This is a genomic window from Nitratireductor mangrovi, assembly GCF_007922615.2.
Classification (GTDB): domain Bacteria; phylum Pseudomonadota; class Alphaproteobacteria; order Rhizobiales; family Rhizobiaceae; genus Mangrovimarina; species Mangrovimarina mangrovi.
Map to the genome: position 1 here is coordinate 3,169,489 of NZ_CP042301.2, position 19,847 is coordinate 3,189,335.

Annotated in this window: 17 protein-coding genes; 10 read left to right on the top strand and 7 right to left on the bottom strand. The window is 66.0% G+C overall.

Translation table 11 applies throughout. The features are described from left to right. The first annotated feature begins 184 nt into the window (after window positions 1-184). The 10 genes from puuE (at window position 185) to FQ775_RS15475 (ending at window position 11,923) form a co-directional block, all read left to right on the top strand. Window positions 185-1,627, top strand: a complete 1,443-nt coding sequence (gene puuE / locus FQ775_RS15430) for an allantoinase PuuE (protein WP_146300058.1) — start codon at window positions 185-187, stop codon at window positions 1,625-1,627. Next, window positions 1,624-2,475 carry a bifunctional allantoicase/(S)-ureidoglycine aminohydrolase gene (locus tag FQ775_RS15435; RefSeq protein WP_146300059.1) on the top strand — a complete coding sequence of 284 codons (852 nt, stop codon included), beginning with the start codon at window positions 1,624-1,626 and terminating at the stop codon, window positions 2,473-2,475. Before puuE ends, FQ775_RS15435 begins: the two co-directional genes overlap by 4 nt. 51 nt (window positions 2,476-2,526) lie before the next feature. Beyond that, entirely contained in the window at window positions 2,527-3,030 is a 504-nt protein-coding gene (locus FQ775_RS15440) for an ureidoglycolate lyase (RefSeq protein ID WP_146300060.1), read from the top strand. After that, window positions 3,027-3,620, top strand: coding sequence for a deaminase (locus FQ775_RS15445; RefSeq protein ID WP_146300061.1), 594 nt, complete (start codon window positions 3,027-3,029; stop codon window positions 3,618-3,620). Before FQ775_RS15440 ends, FQ775_RS15445 begins: the two co-directional genes overlap by 4 nt. Window positions 3,621-3,738: 118 nt before the next feature. Further along, window positions 3,739-5,733: a CocE/NonD family hydrolase gene (locus FQ775_RS15450; RefSeq protein WP_146300062.1), complete on the top strand. Its 1,995-nt coding sequence runs from the start codon at window positions 3,739-3,741 to the stop codon at window positions 5,731-5,733. 265 nt (window positions 5,734-5,998) lie between these two features. Beyond that, window positions 5,999-7,585: an ABC transporter substrate-binding protein gene (locus FQ775_RS15455; RefSeq protein ID WP_146300063.1), complete on the top strand. Its 1,587-nt coding sequence runs from the start codon at window positions 5,999-6,001 to the stop codon at window positions 7,583-7,585. A 16-nt stretch (window positions 7,586-7,601) separates the two neighbouring features. Further along, window positions 7,602-8,561: an ABC transporter permease gene (locus FQ775_RS15460; protein ID WP_146300064.1), complete on the top strand. Its 960-nt coding sequence runs from the start codon at window positions 7,602-7,604 to the stop codon at window positions 8,559-8,561. Window positions 8,562-8,573: 12 nt separating this feature from the next. Continuing rightward, window positions 8,574-9,398 (top strand): ABC transporter permease, encoded by an 825-nt coding sequence (locus FQ775_RS15465; protein ID WP_146300065.1) that lies wholly within the window; start codon window positions 8,574-8,576, stop codon window positions 9,396-9,398. After that, window positions 9,391-11,064, top strand: a complete 1,674-nt coding sequence (locus tag FQ775_RS15470; RefSeq protein ID WP_246730149.1) for an ABC transporter ATP-binding protein — start codon at window positions 9,391-9,393, stop codon at window positions 11,062-11,064. The genes FQ775_RS15465 and FQ775_RS15470 overlap by 8 nt, the downstream gene beginning before the upstream one ends. A 19-nt stretch (window positions 11,065-11,083) precedes the next feature. Continuing rightward, a complete protein-coding gene (locus FQ775_RS15475) occupies window positions 11,084-11,923 on the top strand; it encodes an alkaline phosphatase family protein (RefSeq protein WP_146300066.1) in 840 nt (279 codons plus the stop codon). Window positions 11,924-11,946: 23 nt separating this feature from the next. Here FQ775_RS15475 and FQ775_RS15480 read toward each other — a convergent pair whose 3' ends face one another. The 7 genes from FQ775_RS15480 to FQ775_RS15510 all read right to left on the bottom strand — a co-directional run bounded on the left by FQ775_RS15480 (window position 11,947) and on the right by FQ775_RS15510 (window position 19,655). Further along, complete coding sequence (locus tag FQ775_RS15480; RefSeq protein WP_146301972.1) at window positions 11,947-12,420, bottom strand: GNAT family N-acetyltransferase; 474 nt, start codon at window positions 12,418-12,420, stop codon at window positions 11,947-11,949. 17 nt (window positions 12,421-12,437) lie between these two features. After that, complete coding sequence (locus FQ775_RS15485) at window positions 12,438-13,379, bottom strand: alpha/beta hydrolase (protein ID WP_146300067.1); 942 nt, start codon at window positions 13,377-13,379, stop codon at window positions 12,438-12,440. Next, entirely contained in the window at window positions 13,376-14,155 is a 780-nt protein-coding gene (locus FQ775_RS15490; RefSeq protein WP_146300068.1) for a carnitinyl-CoA dehydratase, read from the bottom strand. The genes FQ775_RS15485 and FQ775_RS15490 overlap by 4 nt, the downstream gene beginning before the upstream one ends. A gap of 14 nt (window positions 14,156-14,169) precedes the next feature. Next, window positions 14,170-16,482 carry an acetate--CoA ligase family protein gene (locus FQ775_RS15495; protein WP_146300069.1) on the bottom strand — a complete coding sequence of 771 codons (2,313 nt, stop codon included), beginning with the start codon at window positions 16,480-16,482 and terminating at the stop codon, window positions 14,170-14,172. Beyond that, window positions 16,479-17,219, bottom strand: coding sequence for a DUF2161 domain-containing phosphodiesterase (locus FQ775_RS15500; protein ID WP_206064762.1), 741 nt, complete (start codon window positions 17,217-17,219; stop codon window positions 16,479-16,481). The genes FQ775_RS15495 and FQ775_RS15500 overlap by 4 nt, the downstream gene beginning before the upstream one ends. 11 nt (window positions 17,220-17,230) lie before the next feature. Then, window positions 17,231-18,394, bottom strand: coding sequence for an acyl-CoA dehydrogenase family protein (locus tag FQ775_RS15505; protein WP_146300070.1), 1,164 nt, complete (start codon window positions 18,392-18,394; stop codon window positions 17,231-17,233). 190 nt (window positions 18,395-18,584) lie between these two features. Then, on the bottom strand, window positions 18,585-19,655 hold the full coding sequence (locus FQ775_RS15510) for a carnitine 3-dehydrogenase (protein WP_146300072.1): 1,071 nt from the start codon (window positions 19,653-19,655) through the stop codon (window positions 18,585-18,587). Window positions 19,656-19,847 lie beyond the last annotated feature (192 nt).

The window sequence follows — 19,847 nt, forward strand, 5'->3', positions numbered from 1 at the left end:
GCCGTCCTCTCCTTCGCCGCGAACTGCTTAAGCCCGCGGATAGTGCCGCAAATCGTTGAAATGCATAAGGCTTGTCGGCCGGAATGGGGACGAAAAGACTTTCAAATATTTTTAGGGGAGTACGCCTATTCGCCCTTGATAATCTTGATCCGCAAAAAGCCGGCGCGAACCGGCGGAGAGATCCATGCAGGCGACACGATATCCACGCGACATGCGCGGCTATGGCGCGAACCCGCCCGATCCGAAATGGCCGGGCGGCGCGCATGTCTGCGTGCAGTTCGTCGTCAACTACGAGGAAGGCGGCGAAAACAATGTCCTGCATGGCGACGCGGCCTCCGAGGCGTTCCTGTCCGAGATCGTCGGCGCCGCACCCTGGCCCGGCAAGCGCCACTGGAACATGGAATCGATCTACGAATACGGCGCCCGCGCCGGCTTCTGGCGTCTGCATCGAATGTTCACCGAGGCAGAGGTCCCGGTCACGGTCTATGGCGTCGCCTCCGCGCTTGCCCGTTCGCCGGACCAGGTCGCCGCCATGAAAAACGCCGGCTGGGAGATCGCCTCGCACGGCCTGCGCTGGATCGACTACCGCGACCACTCGATCGACGATGAACGCCGCGACCTCGCAGAAGCCGTGCGCCTGCACGAGGAAGTGGTCGGCGAACGCCCGGCCGGGCTCTATGTCGGCCGCACCTCGGTCAATTCGGTCAAGCTCGCCTGCGAGGAAGGCGGCTTCACCTGGATCTCCGACACCTATGACGACGACCTGCCCTACTGGCTCGACCATGACGGCCAGGGCAACGCGATCGCGCCGCAACTCGTCATCCCCTACACGCTCGACGCCAACGACATGCGTTTTGCCACCGCACAGGGTTTCAATTCGGGCGACCAGTTCTTCGCCTATCTGAAGGACGCCTTCGACACACTCTACGAGGAAGGCAAGAACGGCCGGCCGGCGATGATGAATGTCGGCCTGCATTGCCGCCTCGTCGGGCGCCCCGGCCGAGCGGCGGCGCTGAGGCGCTTCATCGACTACGTCAAGAGCCACGACAAGGTGTGGCTCGCCCGGCGCATCGACATCGCGCGGCACTGGATGGAACATCATCCTTACCAGGCGCCAAAGTTGCGGCCCTCGCGCATGGAAGGCGCCGAGTTCGTCGAGCGTTTTGGCTCGATCTTCGAGCATTCGCCCTGGATCGCCGAAGGCGCCTGGGAGATGGAACTCGGCCCGGCGCACGATTCCGCCGGCGGGCTGCACAACGCGCTTTGCCGCGCCTTCCGCTCGGCCAGCGAGGAGGAACGGCTCGGCGTCCTGACCGCGCACCCGGATCTTGCCGGCAAGCTCGCGCAGGCAAAGAGGCTGACGGCGGAATCGAGCAAGGAGCAGGCCTCGGCCGGGCTCGACGCGCTGACCGACGCCGAGCGGACGCGCTTCACCGAATTGAACACCGCCTATGTCGAAAAGTTCGGCTTCCCATTCATCATCGCCGTCAAGGGCCTGAACAAGGACCAGATCCTTGCCGCCTTCGAACAACGCATCGACAACGACCGCCAAACCGAGTTCGACACCGCCTGCCGGCAGGTCGAACGCATCGCGCTTCTGAGGCTCAGGGACCTGCTGCCGTCATGAGGGATACCACGATCACCGGCCGCAGCTATTACGCGCCGCAGGGCGGGCTGCCGCCGCAGACGCAACTGCTCACCGACCGCGCCGTCTTCACCGACGCCTATGCCGTGATTCCCAAGGGGGTGATGAGCGACATCGTCACCAGCTGCCTGCCGTTCTGGGAAGAGACCCGCTGCTGGGTGCTGTCGCGGCCGCTTTCGGGTTTCGCCGAGACGTTCTCGCAATACATCATGGAGGTCGGCCCCGGCGGCGGCAGCGACCGGCCCGAACCGGACCCTGAGGCCGAGGGCGTGCTGTTCGTGGTCGAGGGCGAACTGACCGTGACGCTGGACGGCGAGGCACGCCGGCTGAAGCCGGGCTGGTACGGCTTCATTCCGCCGGCGAGCGACTGGCAGGTGCGCAATCTCGGCGCCGTGCCGGCGCGTTTCCACTGGATCCGCAAGGCCTACGAGCGCGTCGACGGCATCGACGCGCCCGAGCCGATCTTCGTCGACGAGGCCGATGTTGCGCCGAACCCGATGCCCGGCACCGACGGCAAATGGGCGACCACCCGCTTCGTCGACCCGGCCGACATGCGCCACGACATGCATGTCACCGTGGTGACCTTCGAGCCCGGCGCGGTGATCCCGTTCGCCGAGACCCATGTCATGGAGCACGGGCTTTACGTGCTCGAAGGCAAGGCCGTCTACCGGCTCAACCAGGACTGGGTCGAGGTCGAGGCCGGCGACTATATGTGGCTGCGCGCCTTCTGCCCGCAGGCCTGCTATGCCGGCGGTCCGGGCCAGTTCCGCTATCTGCTCTACAAGGACGTGAACCGGCACATGAAGCTGGGTCGGGCGAAAGGCCTTTAGAGTGACGGAAATGCCGGTGCCTCCAGAATCCATTGCAGCGATGTCGGCCTCATGACCCGGACGCTAACCGCCCGGCCCCTCACCCGCGAAGCCTTCGCGCCCTTCGGCGACGTACTCGATACGGACTGGCCAAATCACTTTGCGATCAACAACGGCAAGTGCGAGCGTTACCACGACCTTGCCGCGGTCGAAGCCGAAGGCCCCGCGGCCCGGGTGCTGATCTCGATCTTCAAGGGCACGCCTTACGAGATGCCGCTCAAGCTTGGCATGGTCGAACGCCACCCGCTCGGAAGCCAGGCCTTCATGCCGCTGTCGCCGGCGCCGTTCCTGGTCGTGGTCTGCCCGGATGGCAACGGCGAACCGGGCGAACCCCGGGCCTTCGTGACCGCGCCCGGTCAGGGCGTCAGCTACCGGCGCAAGACCTGGCACGCCGTCCTGACCCCGATCGGCGCGCCGCAGGATTTCCTGGTCGTCGACCGCGGCGGCGAGGGGTCGAACCTGGAAGAGTTCTTCTTCGAGAAGCCATGGCTGGTGCAATTGCCGGAGGCCGCATGACCGACGCCAAGTTCATCGAACGCCTGCTCGACGTGATCGAGAACGACATCGTGCCGAAGACCGCAGCCGGCGTCGACGCCGGCAACAAGCTCTTCGGTGCAGCGATCCTGAAAAAGTCCGACCTCTCGGTCGTCATCGCCGAAACCAACAACGAGATGGAAAACCCGCTCTGGCACGGCGAGGTGCATGCGCTGAAACGCTTTTACGAACTGCCGGCGTCGTCCCGCCCCGACACCCGCGACTGCGTCTTCGTCGCCACCCACGAACCCTGCTCGCTGTGCCTGTCGGCGATCACCTGGACCGGCTTCGACAATTTCCATTTCCTGTTCAGCCACGAGGATTCGCGCGATTCCTTCGCCATTCCGCACGACCTGAAGATCCTCAAGGAGGTCTTCACGCTAGATCCCGGCGGCTACAACATGACAAACGCCTATTGGACCGGCCATTCGATCCGCCGGCTGGTCACGGCGTTGCCGGAGGCGGACCGTTCCCGGCTGGATGCTCGCATCGCAGCGATCGGCCGGCAATACGATGCGCTGTCGGCCGAATATCAGGACGGCAAGGCCGACAACGCCATCCCGCTGAACTGATACGACGTTCACCGGCGGGACGGGCCTGCTTGTGGACCTGGCCTGAAATCGTCGGCGCAGGTCGCCGGCGGGGTTGCGTCGCCGACGGGGCTGTGCCTCCTTGGCGCTAGGCAATCCCATGAAGACCATCACCGATTTCCCGCGCCAGGTCGTCGAACATCCTGATCTTGGCATCGTCATGCCGGACGGCTGCCGGCTGTCGGTGCGTGTCTGGATGCCCGAGGACGCCGAGGCCGATCCCGTCCCCGCGATTGTCGAGCACCTGCCCTACCGCAAGCGCGACGGCACGACGGCGCGCGACTGCCTCACCCATCCCTGGTTCGCCGGCCACGGCTATGCCTGCCTCAGGGTCGACATGCGCGGCAACGGCGATTCCGAAGGGCTGATGGAGGACGAATACACCGAGCAGGAACTGCAGGACGCCTGCGACGTCATCGCCTGGGCCGCCGCCCAGCCCTGGTGCAACGGCAATGTCGGCATGATGGGCATTTCCTGGGGCGGCTTCAACGCGTTGCAGGTAGCGGCCAAGCAGCCGCCGGCGCTGAAGGCGATCATCACGCTGTGCTCGACCGACGACCGCTACGCCGACGACATCCACTACAAGGGTGGCCTGCTGCTCAACGAGAACATGGGCTGGGGCGCGACCATGCTGTCCTATTCCTCGCGGCCGCCGGACCCGGCGCTGGTCGGCGAGCGATGGCGCGAGATGTGGCTCGAGCGGCTCGACAACCAGCCGCTGCTCACCGCGACATGGCTGCGCCACCAGGCCCGCGATGGCTACTGGAAACGCGGCTCGGTCTGCGAGGACTTTTCGGCGATCAGGGCGGCGACCCTGGCGATCGGCGGCTGGGGCGACGCCTACAAGAACGCCGTCGGGCGGCTGGTCAGCGGCATCACCCATGCGCCGGCAAAAGGCATCGTTGGCCCATGGATCCACAAATACCCGCATTTCGCCGTGCCGCAGCCGGCAATCGGTTTCCTGCAGGAAGCGCGACGCTGGTGGGACCGCTGGCTGAAGGATATCGACACCGGCGTCGAACATGACCCGGCGATGCGGCTCTACGTGATGGACTCCGCGCCGCCGAAGGAATGGTACGAAGTGCGTGACGGTCGCTGGATCGCCGAGCGCAAGTGGCCATCGCCGGCGATCCCGGAGCGCAGGCTGGCGCTCGGGTCCGAACTCACCTGCGCGCAGGCATTGCCCGCCGCGATCTGCTCGCCGCAGGACACCGGCATGGCGGGCGGCGAATATTGCGCGATCTGGCTCGGCCCGGAGCTGCCGGGCGACCAGCGTGAGGACGACCGGAAGTCTCTGTGTTTCGAGATGCCGGTGGCCGAGGACATGGAGATCGTCGGCGGTCCGGTCGCCACGCTGCGGCTCGTTGCCGACAGGCCGGCGGCAATGGTGGCCATCAGGTTGTGCGACGTCCATCCCGACGGCGCATCGACCCGCATCACCTATGGCGTGCTCAACCTCACGCACCGCAACGGGCACGAAACGCCAGTCGCCATCGAGCCGGGCGAGGAGATGGAAATCGCCCTCCGCCTCGACGACATCGCCTACCGGGTGCCGGCCGGGCACACCCTGCGGCTGGCCGTTTCGTCGGCATGCTGGCCGCTGGTGTGGCCCTCGCCGGAGAAGGTGACGCTGATGGTGCATGGCGGCGAGCTGGCCCTGCCGCTGCGGCCGCCGGCGAAGGAGCCCGAATGGGCTTTCGAGGAACCGGAAGGGGCAACGCCGTGGCGAACCGAGACGCTGCGCGCGGCCTCCAACAGCCGTAACGTCGAGCATGATCCCGCGACCGGCGCGGTGACGCTTTCGATCCGCGACGATTTCGGCGAGAAGCGCGACCTCGACCATGGGCTCGCCCACGGCTCGCTGGCGCGCGAAAGCTGGACCATCCATCCCGACGACCCGCTTTCGGCGCGTGGCACCGCCGAGTGGACGCAGACCTTCGACCGCGACGACTGGTCGGCCCGCACCGAGACCTCGATCGTGATGTCGTCGGACGCCGGCCATTTCGAACTCACGGCCCGGATCGAGGCCTATGAGGACGACCGCCTGGTGTTCGAACGCCGGTTCCACGACAGGATCCCGCGTCATGGCGTCTAGTCCGGAGCGCCCGCCGGAGACGACGGAATGTCAGGACCGGCTGCCAACCAGTCTTGCGCCGGCGACAGGCCGACCGCGTTTTAAGAGTGAAATCAACGGTCAATGAGAGGCGCGGGCAGGCCGTCCGCGCGCTGGTTGGAACCGTTTACGCCAGGGAATGTCGCTTTCCGTCTTGCGGTCCGGGCATCGTTGGCCCCAATATTCCTGACAAAGAGAGGCCGCATGATCGGCCCCAGGGGCAACCTAACAGAGTGAGGAGCTGTCAATGTCGAAAGAACTCGAATATCTGAGCCGCAGGGTGGCTGCCGGCAAGCTGAGCCGGCGTGATTTCCTGGGGCGCGCGGCGGCGCTGGGCATCACCGCGCCGTTCGCCAACACGCTGCTTTCGACCGCGGCGAGCGCCCAGGAGCCGGTCAAGGGCGGTATCCTCAAGGCGGGCATCCAGGGCGGCGAAGCGACCAACAGCCTCGACCCCGCGACGTTCCTGAGCCAGGTTCCGTTCAACTTCGGCAAATGCTGGGGCGAATATCTGGTGGCACTGGCCGAGGACGGCCTGGAAAACCGGCTTGCCGAAGAATATGGCGCATCCGACGACGCCAAGGTCTGGACCTTCAAGATCCGGCAGGACGTCGAGTTCCACAACGGCAAGACCGTCACCGCCGAGGATGTGGTGGCGACGCTCGAGCGCCATTCCAACGAGGACTCCAAGTCCGGCGCCCTCGGCATCATGCGCGGCATCGAAGGCCTCAAGGCGGATGGGCGCGATGTCGTGATCACCCTCAAGGAGCCGAACGCCGACCTGCCCTACCTGCTGGCCGACTATCACCTGATCATCCAGCCCGATGGCGGCAAGGACAACCCGGCAGCTGGCATCAGCGCCGGCCCCTACAAGGTGGCTGTGGACGAGCCTGGCGTGCGCCATGTCGGCGAGCGGTTCGCGAACTTCTGGCAGGCAGACCAGATGGGGCATGCCGACCAGGTGGAGATCATCGTCATCAACGACGCCACGGCCCGCGTGTCGGCGCTCCAGGGCGGCCAGGTGCACATGATCAACCGCGTCGAGCCCAAGATCGTCGATCTGGTCAAGCGGGTTCCCAATGTCGAGATCAAGACGCTTTCCGGTCCCGGACACTACGTCTTCATCATGCATTGCAATACCGCTCCTTTCGACAACAACGACCTGCGCATGGCGCTGAAGCTGGCGATGAACCGCCAGGAGATGGTCGACAAGATCCTCCGGGGCTACGGCACGGCCGGCAATGATTTTCCGATCAATGCCTCCTATCCGCTGTTTGCCGACGACATCGAGCAGAGGACCTTCGATCCCGACAAGGCCAAGTTCCACTTCCAGAAGTCCGGCCATGACGGGCCGGTGCTCCTGCGCACTTCCGACGTCGCCTTCCCGGGGGCGGTGGATGCCGCTCAGCTCTACCAGCAGAGCTGCGCGCAGGCCGGCATCACCATCGAGATCAAGCGCGAGCCGGGCGACGGATACTGGTCGGAGGTCTGGAACAAGCAGCCCTTCTCGACGTCCTACTGGGGCGGGCGGCCGACGCAGGACCAGATGTACTCCACGGCCTACCTCTCCACGGCCGACTGGAACGACACGCGCTTCTTCAACGAGCGTTTCGACAAGCTGCTCCTCGAAGCGCGTGCCGAGCTCGACCAGACCAAGCGCAAGGAACTCTACCGCGAGATGGCGCTGATCGTACGCGACGAGGGTGGTCTGATCTGCCCGATGTTCAACCAGTACATCGATGCCGTTTCCGACAAGGTCGCCGGTTACGGCGGCGGCGTGAACCACGAACTGATGGACGGATACGCGCTGGCCAAGTGCTGGCTCACCGCCTGACGCGGCCGTATCCTCGATGAGTTCTCCGATCCTCAAGTTGATCGCCCAGCGCATTGCGCTGGGCGTTCTTCTCCTCTTCGCGGTTTCCGTGCTGATCTTCACCGGGACGCAGATCCTGCCTGGTGACGTGGCCCAGTCGATCCTCGGGCAATCCGCGACCCCGGAGGCGCTCGCCAACCTGCGCAAGGAACTTGGCCTCAACGAGCCGGCCGTCGTCCGCTATTTCAGCTGGCTCGGCGGCGTCATGACGGGGGATCTCGGCACCGCGCTGACCAGCCGTCAGGAAATCACGACAACCCTCATGCCGCGCCTGTGGAACACCCTGTTCCTTGCCTTCTGGGCAGCCGTCGTTTCCGTGCCGCTCGCCATCCTGCTCGGCCTTCTTGCCGTGCGCTACCGCAACGGACCGATTGACAAGTCCATTTCAGGCTTCGCGCTGGCCTCGACCTCCTTGCCCGAGTTCTTCATCGGCTACCTGCTGATCTATTTCTTTGCGGTGAAGCTGCAGTGGTTCCCGTCGATCTCGACCGTCTATGACGGCATGCCGTTCCTCGACAAGCTGCGCGCCATCGTTCTGCCGGCGACGGCGCTGGTGCTCGTCGTGCTGGCGCACATGATGCGCATGACGCGCGCCGCGATCCTCAACGTCATGCAGTCGGCCTACATCGAAACCGCCGAGCTCAAGGGGCTTTCGGCACTCGACATCATCCGCCGGCATGCCTTTCCGAACGCCATCGCCCCGATCGTCAACGTGGTGATGCTCAATCTTGCCTTCCTCGTCGTGGGCGTCGTCGTCATCGAGGTGATCTTCGTCTATCCGGGCATGGGCCAGTATCTCGTCGATCACGTCTCCAAACGTGACGTTCCGGTGGTGCAGGCGGTGGGGTTGATCTTCGCGACGGTCTACATCAGCCTCAACATCGTTGCCGACATCGCTGCGATCGTCGCGAATCCGCGGCTCAGACATCCGAAATAGGGGCGGCGGGACATGAATCTGCGACGCATCCCCCTTGGAGCCCTGCTGGGTCTCTTTTTCACAGCGCTGTTTCTGATCGCGGCAGTCTTCGCGCCTCTGATCGCACCGCACCCGATGAGTTCGATCGTCGGCGATGTCTGGGAACCCGCCTCTGCCGAGCATTGGCTGGGAACGGACAATCTCGGCCGCGACCTGCTCTCGCGCATGATCTACGGCGCCCGCACCACGATCTTCATCGCCGCCATGGCCACGGCGCTGTCCTTCTCGCTCGGCGCCATCCTCGGCTTCACCGCGGCCGTGGTGGGCGGCTGGTTCGATACGATCATGTCCCGCTTCGTCGACCTCCTGATGTCGATCCCGACACTGATCTTCGGCCTCGTCGTCCTTTCGGTATTGCCTTCCACCATCCTCACCCTGATCCTCGTGATGGGCATCCTCGACTCGACCCGTGTCTACCGGCTGTCGCGCGCGGTCGCCGTCGACATCAACGTGATGGACTTCGTCGAAGCGGCCAAACTGCGCGGCGAGGGCATGGGCTGGATCATCTTCCGCGAGATCCTGCCCAACGCCCTTTCGCCGCTCGTCTCCGAACTCGGCCTCCGCTTCATCTTCGCGGTGCTGTTCCTGTCGGCGCTGTCCTTCCTGGGCCTCGGCGTGCAGCCGCCCGAGGCCGACTGGGGCGGGATGGTCAAGGAGAATAAGGACGGCATCGTGTTCGGCATCCCGGCCGCGCTGATCCCGGCGGCGGCGATCGCCGCACTCGCCATCTCCGTGAACCTCGTCGCCGACTGGATTCTCAATCGCACGACAAGCCTGAAGGGAGGCCGCGGTGGCTGACGCACCTACGCAGCCGGGCGGCAACGGCGCAGAGCCGCCGCTGCTCGACATCCGCAACCTCAGGATCGAGGCGACCGTCTATCCGCCCGGCGAAGATCCGCAAAACATCGTCATCGTCGACGACGTGTCCCTGTCGCTACAGAAAGGCAAGGTGCTCGGCCTGATCGGCGAGTCCGGTGCCGGCAAGTCGACCATCGGCTTGTCCTCGATGGCCTATGGCCGCGGCGGCGTCCGCATCACCGGCGGCGAGATCTTTCTCAACGGCCGCGACATCCGCAAGGCCGGCATCGGCGGCCTGCGCCAGTTGCGTGGCCGCGAGGTCTGCTACGTCGCGCAGTCCGCGGCAGCGGCCTTCAATCCCGCCCACCAGCTCATGGACCAGGTGGTGGAGGCGGCGCTGGAACACGGCGTCGCCGGTCGCGCCGAAGCGGAAAAGCGCGCCGTGCGGCTGTTCCGCAAGCTCAGCCTGCCCGACCCGGACAATATCGGCCGCCGCTACCCGCACCAGGTTTCGGGCGGTCAGCTGCAGCGCGTCATGACGGCGATGGCACTGTGCCCGGAGCCCGACCTGATCGTCTTCGACGAGCCGACGACGGCGCTCGACGTCACCACTCAGATCGACGTGCTGGCTGCGATCAAGGACGCGATCCGGGACACCGGCGTCGCGGCCCTCTACATCACGCACGACCTGGCCGTGGTCGCCCAGGTGTCCGACGAGATCATGGTGCTGCGCCATGGCAAGCTGGTCGAATGGGGCGATACCCAGCAGATCATTACCAAACCGCGCCGCGAATACACCAACCAGCTCGTTTCCGTGCACGAGATCGAGCACAAGGAGAAGGAGCCGGTCGGCGAACCGGTGCTGAAGGTGGAAGGCGTCACTGCCGCCTATGGCGGCACGGCGATCGACGTTCTGAAGAACGTGTCGGTCGAAATCAGGCCTGGCCAGACCCTCGCGGTGGTCGGCGAATCCGGCTCCGGCAAGTCGACGCTGGCGCGCGCCATCACCGGGCTCTTGCCGCCACGCGAAGGCGCAATCCATTTCGATGGCCGCACCCTGCCGGCAAGACTGGCGGACCGGACGCGGGACGATCTGCGTGAACTGCAGATGATCTACCAGATGGCCGACGTCGCCATGAACCCGCGCCAGACCGTCGGCACCATCATCGGCCGGCCGCTGGAATTCTATTTCGGCCTCAGGGGCCGCGAGCGCGACCGGAAGGTCTCCGAACTGCTCGACAAGATCGAGATGGGCGACGGGTTTGTCGACCGCTACCCCGCCGAGCTCTCCGGCGGCCAGAAGCAGCGCGTCTGCATCGCCCGCGCGCTCGCCGCGAGCCCGAAGCTGATCATCTGCGACGAGGTGACCAGCGCGCTCGACCCGCTGGTTGCCAACGGCATCCTGCGGCTGCTGCTCGAACTGCAGGAAGAAGAACAGGTCGCCTATCTGTTCATCACCCACGACCTCGCCACGGTGAAGTCGATCGCCGACGCCATCGCCGTCATGTATCGCGGCGCCGTGGTGCGTTACGGCCCCAAGAGCGAGGTGCTGGCGCCGCCCTTCGACGACTATACCGACCTGCTGCTGTCGTCGGTGCCGGAGATGGAGATCGGCTGGCTGGAAAAGGCAATCGCCGGACGCAAGATGGAAAGCGCCGGGAACTGAGGCCTCACCGCGTCACGCCATGCCCCTCTCCTCAAAACTCCTTCTGATCGTCCTTGACGGCGTACCGTGGCGCAATTGGCGCCGGCTGTTCGGCAACCTCGAAGGCTGGGTGCAGTCGGGCGAGGCGCGGGTGTGGAAAATGCGGTCGGTGCTGCCGTCGACATCGGCCTGCTGCTACGCCTCGATCCATACCGGCGTGCCGCCGCAGATCCACGGCATCCTCTCCAACGAGGTGCGCTTCCGCGTCGCCCAGCCCGACATCTTCTCCGAGGTGACGAAGGCCGGCGGTCGGACAGGCGCGGTAACGCACTCCTACTGGTCGGAATTCTTCAACCGCCATCCCTTCGATTTCGTGCGCGACATCGAATATGACGAACCGGGCGGGCCGATCAGCCATGGCCGCTTCCACACCATGACCGGCTACGGCCACGACAACCAGATGACGCCGTCGGATGTCGACCTGTTCGCCACGCTCACCATGCTTTGCGCCCGCCACGGCATCGACTACGGCATCCTGCACACCTGTACGCTGGATTCGATGGGGCACCGCTTCGGCCATGACAACACGCCGATGGACCACGCCTGCGCGGTGATGGACGGTATGCTGGCGGCTTTCCTGCCGAAATGGCGGGAGGCCGGCTACGAGGTCTTTGTGACCGCCGATCACGGCCAGACCGACCGCGGCCATCATGGCGGCCGCGAGGACCTGCAACAGGATTTCGCGCTTTATTATTTCGGGCCGGCGAAGGGGCCCAAGGACGATACGCTTCTCGACCAGCTCCAGCTGGCGCCGACCATCCTCAACCGCCTCGGCGTGCCGGTGCCTGATACGATGAAGGCGAAGCCCTTCCTGGCATAGGCAGTTCGCTCACCCGGGAAACGCTACAGCCGTTTCGCGAAATAGCGCACCTTCTTTTCACCGCCATGAAGGGCGGCCGAGCCGACCTGCTCGAAGTCCATCGCGGCGTGGAAGGCGTCGGAGGCGGGATTGGGCGGCTCCGCATTGACCTCGCAGGTGACGACCGTGTGGCCCGCCTGCGCGGCCTTCTCGAACAGGTCGAGATAGAGCGCACGGGCATGGCCGCGGCCGCGCGCCGCCGGATCGACCACGACCCTGTCGACATAGACGAACCGCGGATAGCGCTCGCGGAACCAGGCGAAGTTGGGGCTGTCATAGTCGGCGTCCTGGTCGAAAGCCATCAGGAAGGCCTCCGCCTCTCCGACCCGGCGTGCATGGAAGGCCTCGCCGACCAGCGCCGCCAAGCGTTGCGGCTCCAGCCAGGAAAGCTCGACCGCATGGCGATTGTTGAGATCGAGGATGCCGGCTTGGGCATCAGGCGTGACGGGTTCGATCACGTGGTCATGGCCGAGGTCTAATACGGCCACTCGCCCTTTCCAAGCGCCTTCACCGCGTCGACGATGCGGGTGAAGCTGTCGCGCGCCCGGCCCACCGTGTGTCTGCCGCGCAGATAACCGTGCACCAGCCCCTCTTCCTCGCGCCAGTGGGCCTTGCCGCCGGCGGCGAGGATGGCATCGCGATACGCCTCTCCGTCCGAGGAAAGCGGATCGCATTCGGCGGTGATGACCACGGTCGGCGCCAGGCCGGAAAAGTCGGTGTCGGCCAGTGGCGCATAGGTCGGATCGGCCGCCAGATCGGCCCCGCCGGCGCGGCGGTTGCCGTAGAACTGCAGGTCGCGCATGGCCAGCATCGGCGCTTCGGCGTGGGTGACGTAGGAGCCCCTGGTGACGTCGCCGCCGAGCCCCGGATAGATCAGCACCTGGCCTATCGGGGCGCGCGGATGTCCACGCGTCGCATGGGCGACCGCTGCGGCAAGGTTGCCGCCGGCCGAATCCCCGCACAAGAGGATCGGCCGGTCATCGGAACCCGCCGCCCATTCGAAGGCGCTCATGGCATCGTCGAAGGCGGCCGGATGCACATGCTCCGGCACCAGCCGGTAGTCGACCGCGACCACCTCGTAGCCGGTGCGCCCGTTAAGCTCTGCGCAGACATCGTCATGGCTTTCCAGCCCGCCGAGGATGAAACCGCCGCCATGGTAATAAAGCACAAGCGCCGAGCGATCCGGGTCGGCACGGCGATAGGTGCGGATCGGGATCGCGTGATCTGCGGTCTCGATCGCGCCCGTCTTGGCGCTGACCGCGTCGGGATAGCCGGAGTGGAATTCGCGGCACATGCGGTCGTAGAGCGCGCGCTGCTGGTCGATCGTGTAGTCGATGGTGTCGGGCGGATAGAACGAATTCGTCCGCTCGATGAAAGCCCAGGTCTCGGCGTCGATGAGTCTTGAATAGTCGGTCATTTGCCCTTCCAGACCGGATCGCGCTTTTCGGCGAAGGCGCGAAAACCTTCCATATTGTCGTCCGAAGCGTAGAGCGTGTCGACGGTCGGGAACTTGCGCTTGGTGATCCAGTTCATCGCGTCCTGGAACCCCATCGCCTCCGCCTCGCGCGCCACCTCCTTGATCGCGGCGAAGACCAGCGGCGGGCCGGAGGCGAGCAGCCGGGCGACCTCCCAGACCCGCTCTTCCAGGCGATCGGCGGGCAGCACCTCGTTGACGAGCCCCCAGCGATGCGCCTCGGCGACGTCCATCCAGCGGCCGGTGAGGAGCAGGTCCATCGCGACATGATAGGGCATGCGCTTGGGCAGCTTGATCGTCGCGGCATCGGCGAGCGTGCCGGCCCTGATCTCGGGCAGCGCGAATGAGGAATGTTCGGAGGCGTAGATCAGGTCGCAGGAAAGCGCCAGCTCGAAGCCGCCGCCCACCGCCATGCCGTTGACGCAGGCAATGACCGGCTTGTTCATGCCGATCAGTTCCTGCAGACCGCCGAACCCGCCGACGCCGTAGTCGCCGTCGACCGCGTCGCCGGACGCGGCCGCCTTCAGGTCCCAGCCGGCCGAGAAAAACTTCTCGCCCGCCGTCCTGACGATCGCGACGCGCAGGTCGGGATCGTCGCGAAAGTCTCGGAACGTCTCGCCCATCAGGCGCGAGGTCGCCAGATCGATGGCGTTGGCCTTCGGCCGGTCGAGCGTGACTTCCAGGATCGCGCCTTCGCGGCGCGTGGTGATGACGGACATGGCGTGCTCCTGCTCTATCCCCGCCCGTGAGGGGAAGGTCGACCGGCAACACCGGTCGGGGTGAGGGTTGGGGGCATACGCTCGGCCGTTGCGCGCTTGCCGCCGGGAACGATGGCGCCGACCGGCAGATCGGTTTCGCCTTCCCGCAGCGAGGCGAGTGGCCCAAACACGATCAGCGCGTCGGCGACCCATGCGCCGCGCTCGCAGACGATCAGCGGGTTGATGTCGAGTTCATCGAGGCTATCGGCGTGGGCGATGGCGAAATCGCCAATGCCGAGAATGGCAACGATCGCCGCGGAAAGGTCGGCGCGGGGCCGGCCGCGAAACCCGTCGAGCAACGGGAAGAGTTTCAGCGACCGCAAGGCGCGATCGACCTCGTCGCGCGTGGCAGGCAGGAGCAGCGTCGCGGTGTCCTGCAACAATTCGACCAGGACGCCTCCGGAGCCGACGGTCATGACCGGCCCGAAAGCGGGATCGCGGGTGACGCCGACGATCAGTTCGGCAACGGCGCCCTCGATCATCGCTTCGACATAGATGCGGTTCGAGAGCTGGAGCAATTCGCCGGCCGCCGCGTAGACCGCCGCACCGTCGGCAAGGCCGAGGCGCACCGCACCCGCCTCGGATTTGTGGGCGATGCCCAGCGCCTTGAGGGCGACCGGAAAGCCGATTTCCGTGGCGGCAAAGGTCGCCTCCTCAGCGGTCACGGCAACCTTGCCGTCCGGCACCGGCAGGCCGTGGGCGGCAAGCAGTGCCTTGGCCGCGGCCTCGTCGGGGTGCGTTCCCTCCCCCTTGACGGGAGGGAGGCCCGAAGGGCCGGGCGGGGTCGCCGGCGACGGGCTCGAGGCATATTGAAAAGAGGGCGTGCCAGGGGAGGGGTCCCCACCCGGCCGGCCTTCTGCCGACCACCCTCCCCTCAAGGGGGAGGCAGCCGCCGCGTTCCATGCCTCCGCCAGCTTCACCGCCGCCTCAGCCGCATCGAGCGCTTCGGTGATGCCGCAAAGCGGGGCGATGCCGCGCGCCAGGAGCTGGGCGCAATAATCCTCCGGCAGGTTCTCCGGCATCGAGGCGACGACGGCGCCCCTCGCACCGTTGGCCTCAAGAGCGGCCGCGAACGCGTCCACGGTCGGCCGCCAGTCTGCATCCGAGCAGCGATCGTGGCGCGGGAAGTCGAGCACCAGCAGATTGAGGTCGAAGCCGCCGGAAACCATGGCCGAAAACGTCGCCATCATCGCCGGCTCGTCGTTCCAGATGAAGGTGTGGTAGTCGAGCGGGTTGGCGACCGCGACCAGCGGCCCCAGCGTCGCCTTCACACGCGCGCGGTGCTCGTCCATCAGCCTCGGAAAGTGCACGCGGCGACCATCCGCACTGTCCGCCATCAGCGCCGCCTCGCCACCGGAACAGCTCATCGACGACAGCCGCGAGCCGCCGAGCGGGCCGACCGCATGCAGCAGCTTCAGCGTTTCAAGGAAGGACGGGATCGCATCGACGCGGGCGATGCCGAGCCGGCGAAGAAAAGCGTTGGACGCGGCGTCGGAACCGGCAAGCGAGGCGGTATGCGACACGGTTCCGGCACGGGCCTGCTCCGACCGGCCGACCTTCATGGCGACCACCGGCTTCCTCAGTTCGCGGGCGCGTGCGGCAAGGCGCTCGAAGCCGGCGACGGAATCGAAACCTTCGATATGCAGGCCGAGCACGGACACCCGCTCGTCCTCGATCAGCCCGAGCGCGATCTCCGACAGCCCGGTCTGGGCCTGGTTGCCCGCCGTCATGACATAGGCGAGCGGCAGGCCGCGCCGCTGCATGGTCAGATTGATGGCGATGTTCGATGACTGGGTGACGATCGCCGCGCCGCGTTCGCCCTCGGCCAGCCGCACACCGCCATGCTGGTCCGGCCACAGCAATGCGCCGTCGCAATAGTTGATCAGCCCGTAACAATTGGGTCCGATGACCGGCATGTCGCCGGCCGCCTCCAGCAGCGCTTGCTGAAGCCGCGCGCCGTCGGCATCGTCCTGGCCCGCCTCGAGGAAACCGGAGGCGAAACATACCGCGCCGCCGGCGCCGCGCAGCCGCAAGTCACGCACGATATCGACCGTGAGGTGCCGGTTGACGCCGACGAAGACCGCGTCGGGCGCCTCGGGCAGTTCGGCAATCGAGCGAAAGGCAGGCAAGCCCTCCACGGCATCCCGCGTCGGATGCACCGGCCAGATGTCGCCGGCGAAATCCATCTTGACGCACTGGCGCACGACATTGGTGCCGAAGAAACCGCCGCCAACCACGGCGATCGAGCGTGGCCGCAGCAGGCGCGAGAGGTCGCGGCGCGCGCTCATGGGTGCGCATTCTCCCCGTCCGCCGTGTCGCCGGCGGTCGAAGCGGCGCGAATGCGCTCGATCTCGGCGGCGTAGGCGGCGACCGCCTCGACGCCCCTCGGGCTCGGCCCGTAGATGCCGGTCGCCACGCGCTCGAACCAGCCATAGTGGTCGTCCGCCATCAGCCGGCGCGCCTGCGCCACGCCGGTCAGCCTTGCGACCTCCGCCGCCTTGGTCGGGCCGTTCTCGTCGAGCAAGACCAGACAACGCAACGCATCCTGGCGGTAGGCGGTGACGAGATGCTGGCGGCGGGTCGCGCCGCCGCTGTTGGGGTCGCCGACGCGGCGGTGATATTCGCGCAGCAGCCGGGCGCGTTTCGGCTTCGATTGCCGCGGCTTGTAGGGTGCCGGGTCGCAGTGGATTTCGACGAAACCGTCGTCGAGGCGGACCGTGATCAGACCCAGCCCGAGCCGGCGGCAAAGCCTGGTGTTGGCGACAAGCGCCTTCAGGAAGGCGCGACCCTTGCCACGCGGCACCGCGACGTAGACCGTGTCGGAAAAGGCCTGCCGGTCGATGGCCTGGTGGAACAGCGACAGCGAGAACGCAGTTTTCAGTTCGACGATCACCGGGTCCTCGTCGCCGCGCACCGCAACCATGTCGGCCGCCCCGATCTCGCCCTTGACCGCATAGCCCTGCCCTTCGAGCAACCGCTTCACGGGCTGATAAAGATCCGTCTCCCTGATGGCTTGCCTAGGCATAGCCGCCTTCCCTAGCCGCCCACCGCGCGCAGAAGCGCCCGCGAGATGATGTGGCGCTGGATCTCGCTGGTGCCTTCCCAGATGCGCTCGACGCGGGCGTCGCGCCAGATGCGCTCCAAGGGCAGGTCGTCCATCAGCCCCATGCCGCCATGGATCTGGATCGCCTCGTCGGCGACGAATGCCAACATCTCGCTCGCCTTGAGCTTGGCCATCGCCATGTCGTGGTCGGTGACGGTGCCCTCGTCATATTTCCAGCCGGCTTCCATGACCATCAGTTCCGCCGCCTTCAACTCCGTCGCCATGTCGGCGAGCTTGAACGAAACGCCCTGGAACTTTCCGATCTGCTGGCCGAACTGCTCGCGGCTGGCCGCATAGTCGATCGCATGGCCGAGCGCCCGCTCGGCGCGGCCGAGGCAGGTCGCCGCCACCTGCAGGCGGGTCGCGCCGAGCCAAGAATTGGCGACCTCGAAGCCGCGATGCACCTCGCCCAGCACCTGTTCCTTCGGCAGCCGGCAATCGTCGAACTCCAGCACCGCATTGGTGTAGCCGCGATGCGAGACGTTGCGGTAGCCGTCGCGCACGGTGAAGCCGGGCGTACCCTTGTCGACGAAGAAGGCGGTGATCTTCTTGCGCCTGCCCCTGGAGGTTTCCTCCTCGCCGGTCGCCATGAACACGATGGCAAAGCCGGCAATGTCGGCATGGCTGATGAAATGCTTGGTGCCGTTCAGCACCCAGTCGTCGCCATCCTGCCGGGCGGTGGCCTTCATGCCGCGCAGATCGGAGCCGGCGCCGGGCTCGGTCATCGCCAGGCAATCCCAGGTCTCGCCGCGGATGCAGGGGTAGAGATATTTCTCTTTCTGCTCATCGGTGCCGGCGAGCAGGATGTTCGAAGGCCGCGCCACGCAGGTCCAGTGCAGCGCGTAGTTGGCGCGGCCGAGTTCCTTCTCGTAGAGCAGCCAGGTCAGCGTATCGAGCCCGGCGCCGCCGACATCCTCGGGCATGTTCGCGGCGTAGAGCCCTGCGGCGATCGCCTTTTGCTGCAACTCGCGGATCAGGTCCAGCTCCAGCCGGCCGGAACGCTCGACCACCTGCTCGTGCGGATAAAGCTCGTTCTCGACGAAGGCGCGCGTCGTCTCGACGATCAGCTTCTGCTCTTCGGTGAGGCCGAAATTCATGATGGCATCCCGCTACACAAGATACCCCCCTCTGGCCTTCCGGCCATCTCCCCCTCAAGGGGGGAGATCACCTGCGGAGATGAAGGCACGTGGGCGTTGGCACCTGGCGAAGCCATCGATGAAAGCCGATCTCCCCCCTTGAGGGGGAGATGTCGGCGAAGCCGACAGAGGGGGGTGGACGGGACGACCATCACCCCTTCCCGCTCTTCGGCTCGAGAGTGTTGGCCGGGCTTTCCGCCTTCCTCTTCCGCGCCGCCTTCGAACCCTTCGCCGCCTTGCCCAACTGCTTCACGTAATCCTTGTGCAACTCTCCGGCGCCCCAGCCCTTGCCGCCGTCGCCCCTGGCCAGCGCCTCCATCATCGCGACCAGATTGTCGTCGCGGATCTTTTCCAATTCGCGGATCGACCACTGGCCCGACTGCGCGTCCGACTGGGTCGCGATCAGGTCGACCAGTTCGTCGTTGAATTCCGGCACATCCATCAGCTTGGTCCACGGCCATGACAGGCACGGTCCGAACTGGGCCATGAAGTGGCGCATGCCGGCCTCGCCGCCGGCGATGCGGTAGACCTGGAACATGCCCATCTGCGCCCAGCGCAAGCCGAAGGAATAACGCATGATGTCGTCGAGTTCCTCGACCGTGCAGATGCCGTCCTTGATCAGCCACAGCGCCTCGCGCCACATCGCCTCGAGCAGCCGGTCGCCGACGAAGGCCTCGATCTCCTTGCGGATCACGACCGGTTTCATGCCGATCGAGGCGTAGAGTTCGCGCGCCCGCTCGACATGTTTTTTCTTTGTCTTCTCGCCGCCGACGATCTCGACCAGCGGCAACAGGTAGACCGGATTGAACGGATGCGCGACGACCAGCCGCTGCGGCCGCTTCATGGCGCTTTGCATGTCGGTCGGCTTGATGCCGGAGGTCGAGGAGCCGATGATGGCGTCCCTCTGCGCATGGGCGTCGATCTCGGCCAGCACCTTGTGCTTCAGGTCGAGCCGCTCCGGCACGCTCTCCTGGATCAGGTCTGCTCCTTCGACCGCCTCTGCAATGGATTTTGCATAGGTGATCCTGCCTTCCCTGGGCAGGCCGTTCGTGGCCATGCGCCTGTAAGCGCGGCGCGCGCCCTTCATCACCTCGCCGACCTTGCGTTTTGCCTCCGGATCGGGGTCGAAAATCGAAACGTCGATGCCGTTGAGCGCCAGCCGCGCCACCCAGCCGGCGCCGATCACGCCGCCGCCGACGCAGGCTGCCCTGGTGATGGTCATGCGAATGCCTCCGTGTCGTGGAGGCTACGCTCTACGTTGCCCCCCTCTGGCCTGCCGGCCATCTCCCCCACAAGGGGGGAGATTAGCCTTCCATTGAGCTTTCGCCAGTCGTCACCGTTGCAGCGCCCGCCGGCATCTCCGAAATCGCAGGAGGATCGCATCCGTCGATCTCCCCCCTTGTGGGGGAGATGG